The following is a 6,014-nucleotide window of genomic DNA, read 5'->3' on the forward strand; positions in this document are numbered from 1 at the left end:
ACGCTGGATGTGCAGCTGGTGGCCTATCTGCGGCCCGAAATGAAGCTGAACGGGCTGGATGCATTGAAGGCCCAGATCGCGGCGGATGCGGATGCGGCGCGGCGCATGCTGAAGGGTGCGTGACAGCCGCGCCCCCATCCCCTAAAGCCCACTGCCTATGACCGCGCCCGATTATCGCCCCACCGTTTTCCTGCCGAAAACCGACTTTCCGATGAAAGCCGGCCTGCCGGAGCGTGAGCCGCAGATTCTGGCCAAATGGCAGGCCGCCGATCTCTATGCCCAGCTGCGCGCTGCCCGTAACGGCCGGGAAAAGTTCATTTATCATGATGGCCCGCCCTATGCGAACGGCGACATGCACATCGGCCATGCGCTGAACCATGTGCTGAAAGACGCCGTGGTGCGCACCCAATCGCTGCTCGGCAAGGATGTGCCCTATGTGCCGGGCTGGGATTGCCATGGCCTGCCGATCGAATGGAAGGTGGAAGAAGCCTACCGCGCCAAGAAGCTGAACAAGGACGATGTGCCGGCCAAGGATTTCCGCGCCGAATGCCGGGCGTATGCGCAGCATTGGGTGAATGTACAGGCCGGCCAGTTGCAGCGGCTGGGCATCAATGCTGACTGGAAAAAACCCTATCTGACCATGGACTTCGCGTCGGAAGCTACCATCGTTTCCGAACTGCTGAAGTTTGCCGAGAGCGGCCAGCTGTATCGGGGTGCCAAGCCGGTGATGTGGTCGCCGGTGGAAAAGACCGCGCTGGCTGATGCCGAGGTGGAATATCACGACATCACCAGCACCCAGATCGACGTGGCGTTCGAGATCATGGACGCGCCGAACGCGCCGGAACTGGTGGGGGCTTTTGCTGTCATCTGGACGACGACGCCGTGGACCATCCCGGTGAACCAGGGCATCGCCTATGGGCCTGATATCTACTACCATATCGTGCTGGGCGAAAATGACCGCCGCTATCTCGTTGCCTCTGATCTTATTGAAGAGTTTTGCAGCCGGACAAATCTTCCGCTTCGCATCCTGAAGTCGGACAACCAGAACGACTGGTTCGCTGATCTGAAGGAAGTGGTGTCCGGCCAGATCGAAGGCTCCAAGCTCGCCGGCGCCGTTGCCCGGCACCCGATGCACCATCTCGGCGGTTTCTTCGCCAATCCCCGCCACTTCCTGCCCGGTGATTTCGTCACCACCGATCAGGGTACCGGCCTTGTCCACATGGCGCCCGATCACGGCGAGGATGATTTTGCGCTGTGCAAGGCGCATGGGATCAACCCGGTGTTTGCCGTGGAAGGTGATGGTCGTTACCGCGCCGATTGGCTGTGGCTGGGCGGCGAGTCCAAGAACGTCATCAACCCCAACCTCAACGCGCCGGATGGGCCGATCTGCGGCGATCTGAAGGCCGCGGGCGGGCTGCTGAGCGCCGGGCCGTTCCAGCACAGCTATCCGCACTCGTGGCGGTCGAAGAAGAAGGTGATCTTCCGCTGCACGCCGCAATGGTTTGTGCCGATGGACACTGGTTCGCCCACGCTGCGCGAAAAGGCGCTGGCTGCCATCGCCGATACAAAGTTCACGCCCGACAAGGGCCGCAACCGCATCGGTTCGATGGTGGAAGGCCGCCCCGATTGGGTGCTCAGCCGCCAGCGCGCCTGGGGCGTGCCGATCACCTTGTTCGTTGATCGCAAGACCGGCGAGTATCTTGTTGATAAGGCAATCAACGCGAAGATCATCGCCCGTTTCAAGGAACAGGGCGTCGATGCCTGGACGCCGGAATTCGCCGCCGAACTGCTGGGCGACAAGGTCGATCAGTATGAGCAGATCATCGACATTCTGGACGTGTGGTTCGATAGCGGCTGCACCCATGCCTATGTGCTCGAATCCGGCAAATGGCCGGAATATTCGTGGCCGGCAGATCTGTATCTGGAAGGCAGCGACCAGCATCGCGGCTGGTTCCAATCCAGCCTGCTGCAAAGCTGCGCGACGCGCGGCCGGGCGCCCTACAAGGCCATCCTGACCCACGGCTTCACCATGGATGCCAATGGGCGCAAAATGTCGAAGTCCGAAGGCAACACCATCAATCCGCTGGATGTGATGAAAACCTATGGCGCCGATATCCTGCGGCTGTGGGCGCTGTCGGTCGATTTCACCGAGGATCACCGCATCGGCGATGAAATCCTGAAGGGTGTTGCCGATCAATATCGAAAATTGCGCAACACGTTCCGCTATTTGCTGGGCGCTCTTGATGGTTGGAGTGAAGCAGAGCGCCTGCCCGTGGCTGAAATGCCGGCGCTGGAACGCTGGGTGCTGCACAAGCTGGCCGTGCTGTCGGGTGAGCTGAGGGCGGCGGCGATCGCCTATGATTTCAATCGCTATGTCAGCCTGATCACCGAATTCGTGCAGAACGATCTTTCGGCCTTCGCCATGGATGTGCGCAAGGACAGCCTGTATTGCGACGCGCCGGCATCGACCACCCGCCGTGCCTGGCGCACGGTGCTGGATGTCACCTTCCACGCCCTCACCCGCTGGCTGGCCCCGGTGATGGTGTTCACGGCGGAAGAAGTGTGGGGCACGCGCTATCCTGATGCGGGTTCCGTGCACCTGCTGGAATGGCCGGATATCGATGCCGCCTGGCAGGACGAAGCGCTGGCCCAGCAGTTCAACCTGGCGCGCAAGTTGCGCGAGGAAGTCTATCTGAAACTGGAAGAAATGCGCCGCGCCAAGGAGATTGGCAGCTTCCTGGAAGCCACCGTGCGCATCGAAACGACCGACGAGGATCATTTCGTCGCAGCCCAAGAACTCGATCTGGCCGAACTGCTGTTGGTCGCCCGCGTTGATCTGCTGAAAGGCGCCAGCAACGCGCTGACTGTGGGCAAGACAGATGACGCCAAATGCGCCCGCTGCTGGCGCTACCTGCCCGATGTGAACAGCGAGTCCGAATTGTGCGGGCGCTGTGATGCGGTCGTTCATGGCTAAGCGCGGCTACAGTCTCGCGGCGTTGGTGTTGATCCTTGATCAGATCAGCAAATATTGGGTGCTGAACATCATCCGGCTGCCGGAAATCGGCGGCATCGATGTGTTGCCCTTCTTTCGCCTCACGTTCGTGGGCAATATCGGTGTGTCGATGGGCATGTTGCAGGCCGATAGCGATCTGGGGCGGTGGCTGCTCACCTTCGTGACCGCCGGGATTGCGCTGGCGGTGGCCAGCTGGCTGCGGCGGGAAAAGCACCCCGTCGATGTGGCTGCCCTGGGCCTGGTGCTGGGCGGCGCGATCGGCAACATCCTGGATCGGGTGCGTTTTGGCTATGTGGTCGATTTCCTGCATTTCTTCTGGGAGCAATATAGTTTCTGGGTCTTCAATCTTGCCGATGCGGCGATTACAGTGGGTGTGATATTGTTGCTGGCACGCGCTGTGCTGGCCAAGCCGGGCCCACAAGGTGAGCCAAACACTGGGAATAGAAACGATGCGTAACCTCTTGATCCTGAGCGTTTGTGCGCTGGCCCTTACTGCTTGTGGCGGCAAGAAGGACCGGCTTTCGGGCCGTGGCCCGGATGAACTGGCCATCGCGCGCGGCGCACCGCTGGTGGTGCCGCCCGATTTCGCCCTGGCACCGCCCACGCCGGGTGCGCCACGTGCCTTGGGCGTTGATTCCCAGGCCGCCGCGATGGAAGCCCTGTTCGGCCCCGGCGTGAAGCCGCCGCCGAGGAGCGCCGCCGAACAGCAATTGCTGGATCGCGCCGGTGCCAACAGCGGTGATCCGGCCGTGCGCAGCCAATCCGGCGACCCACGCACCAACACGGTGAACAAGGGCGTGTTCCTTCAGGAAGTCCTGGCGGCGCCCGTTGGCGTGCGCGACAGCAAGGTGGCCGATATCAAGGCCCCGACCTGATCGCGGCGGAATAGGCGTCCGGGGCGGGCAGTGTCCGCCCCACCCCGACGGGAGTGCCGCTGCCCCGGACTGATACAGGAAAACCGAACCTGCCCACTGTCGGTCATTCCCGCATGCCCAACGAAAATCTGCCAGATTGCAGCGCGCTGAGTCACCTTGGGAAAACTCCCTAGTCGCTCTCGATCCGAACCTGGCGGGCCAGCGTTGCATCGCCGGTGGTGACGCTGATGCCATGGCTCCCGGGCTGGAAGTGCCAGCGCCCAGCCCCGCGCCAGCGCAAATCCGCCAACCGCACCTGCAGGCAAACGATGCGGGTTTCACCGGGCTGCAGGGCGACACGGGCGAAAGCCGCCAGCTTGCGCGGCCAGCGTTCAACCGGGCTGGGCGGCGGCGTCACAAAGGCCAGCACCGGCGTTTCTGCGGCCATCGCCCCGTCGTTGCTGACAGCAACGCTGATCGACAGCACACCGCCGGATCGATGCAACGCGAGCGCGCGCAGGCCAAAGCGCGTGTAGCTCAGGCCATGACCGAAGCCATAGCGCGGCGGCGTGCCCGCGCGGTCGAACAGGGCATAGCCGTGCCATAGATCGTAGGTGATGGCGGCGGCGCTGCGATCGAACCACGGATAATCGGCCGGATCGCGGGCCACGGTGAACGGCAGCCGGCCCGACGGGGAGACCTGGCCAAACAGCAGCCGGGCCAGCGCCGTGCCACCTTCCTGCCCGCTGTAGAAGCTTTGCATTATGGCGCCGGCCTGTTCGTGCCAGGATTCGACCAGCACCGCTGAACCGGCGACAATCACCACCACCAGCGGCTTGCCGGTGCTGGCAGCGGCTGCGATCAAGGCCAATTGGTCAGCCGGCAGACCCAGATCGGCCCGGTCGCCGCCGATATCGCCGCGCGGGCCGCCGCCGATTTCCTGGCCGAGCGTCATGCCGCCCGGGATGAACTCGCCCTCTTCCTGCGCGGTGTAGCCGGCGATCACAACCACCGCATCGGCTGACTGCGCGGCGGCTGTGGCGGCGGCAAGATCGGATTCGTCGCCGGTAACGACCTGGGTGACGGCAGACAGGCCTTCCAATGCGGTCACGACATGGCGGGCGCGCACCCGCGATGAACCATTGTCGCCCGTATTCGCAATGCCGGCCAGCCGGCCCAGCACGGCCAATGTCGTGGCCGGTGCAAGGGGCAGCACGCCGTCGTTCTTCAACAGCACCGCCGATTTTTCGGCTGCCTCCAGCGCCAGTGCGACATGGGCCGGGCTGGCCACCATGGCCGCCGTGTAGGCCGGCAACGGATCTTCGGCGCTGCTGATGCTGTAGAGCATGGTCAGGATGCGACGGCAGGCGGTATCGACCACCGACGCTGCGATCTGGCCGGCTTCCACGGCGTCGCGCAATTTGTCGCCCCACACCCGCGGTTCAGGGTTTTCGACGTCAAGGCCGGCCGCAGCACCCCAGACGGTGTGGACGCCCATGATCCAGTCCGAATGCACGAACCCGGTAAAGCCCCATTCGTGGCGCAGGATATCGGTGAGCAATGCGCGATTCTCACCGCAATATTCGCCGTTCAGTTTGTTGTAGGCGCTCATCACCGATCGGCAGCCGGCATCGAGCACGGCCTTGAAGTGCGGCAGATACACTTCGTGCAGGGCGCGTTCGTCGATGCGCACATCCACGGTGAAACGCATGTTTTCCATTGAGTTGAGCGCGAAATGCTTGACCGTGGCGCAGACATTGTGGGCCTGGAGGCCGGTGGACAGCGCCGCGCCCATGGCACCGAGGTGATGCGGATCCTCGCCATAGGTTTCCTGGGCGCGGCCCCAGGCCGGATGGCGCAGCATGTTGATGCAGACGGCGCCGCTGAGGTTACAGCCCTGGGCGCGCAATTCGATGGCCATGGCTTCGCCGATGCGGCGTTCGAGATCCGTGTCGAATGTCGCGCCGCGCGCCATGGTGCAAGGAAAGCAGGTCGATTGGCCGCGTGCCACGCCGCGCGGGCCATCACTGAACCAGAAGGCCGGCACGCCCAGCCGATCGATGCCGCCGCCAGCGCGATAGGGCGATGCGCCCCAAACCTTGCCATCGGCCTTGTATTGCTTGAAGAATCCCTGCCCCGACATCATG

At 63.3% G+C, this 6,014-nt stretch carries 5 protein-coding genes; 4 read left to right on the forward strand and 1 reads right to left on the reverse strand.

Features of this window, described 5'->3' with window-relative positions:
• Positions 1-9: 9 nt before the first annotated feature.
• Genes RMO81_RS08920 through RMO81_RS08935 form a run of 4 tightly spaced genes read left to right on the forward strand, consistent with a single transcriptional unit; the run spans position 10 to position 3,888 of the window.
• The gene (locus RMO81_RS08920; protein WP_310475483.1) at positions 10-123 is read left to right on the forward strand and encodes a riboflavin kinase; all 114 of its coding nucleotides are present in this window, start codon (positions 10-12) and stop codon (positions 121-123) included.
• A gap of 34 nt (positions 124-157) precedes the next feature.
• Entirely contained in the window at positions 158-2,974 is a 2,817-nt protein-coding gene (ileS, locus tag RMO81_RS08925; RefSeq protein ID WP_310475479.1) for an isoleucine--tRNA ligase, read from the forward strand.
• Positions 2,967-3,470, forward strand: a complete 504-nt coding sequence (lspA, locus tag RMO81_RS08930; RefSeq protein ID WP_310475480.1) for a signal peptidase II — start codon at positions 2,967-2,969, stop codon at positions 3,468-3,470. The genes ileS and lspA overlap by 8 nt, the downstream gene beginning before the upstream one ends.
• Complete coding sequence (locus RMO81_RS08935; protein WP_310475481.1) at positions 3,463-3,888, forward strand: DUF3035 domain-containing protein; 426 nt, start codon at positions 3,463-3,465, stop codon at positions 3,886-3,888. Before lspA ends, RMO81_RS08935 begins: the two co-directional genes overlap by 8 nt.
• 169 nt (positions 3,889-4,057) lie before the next feature.
• On the opposite strand, the gene RMO81_RS08940 is transcribed toward RMO81_RS08935, so the two are convergent.
• A partial coding sequence (locus RMO81_RS08940; RefSeq protein ID WP_310475482.1) for a glycoside hydrolase family 3 C-terminal domain-containing protein occupies positions 4,058-6,014 on the reverse strand: 1,957 nt, incomplete at its 5' end.

This window comes from Sandarakinorhabdus sp. (genome assembly GCF_031422795.1).
GTDB lineage: Bacteria > Pseudomonadota > Alphaproteobacteria > Sphingomonadales > Sphingomonadaceae > Sandarakinorhabdus.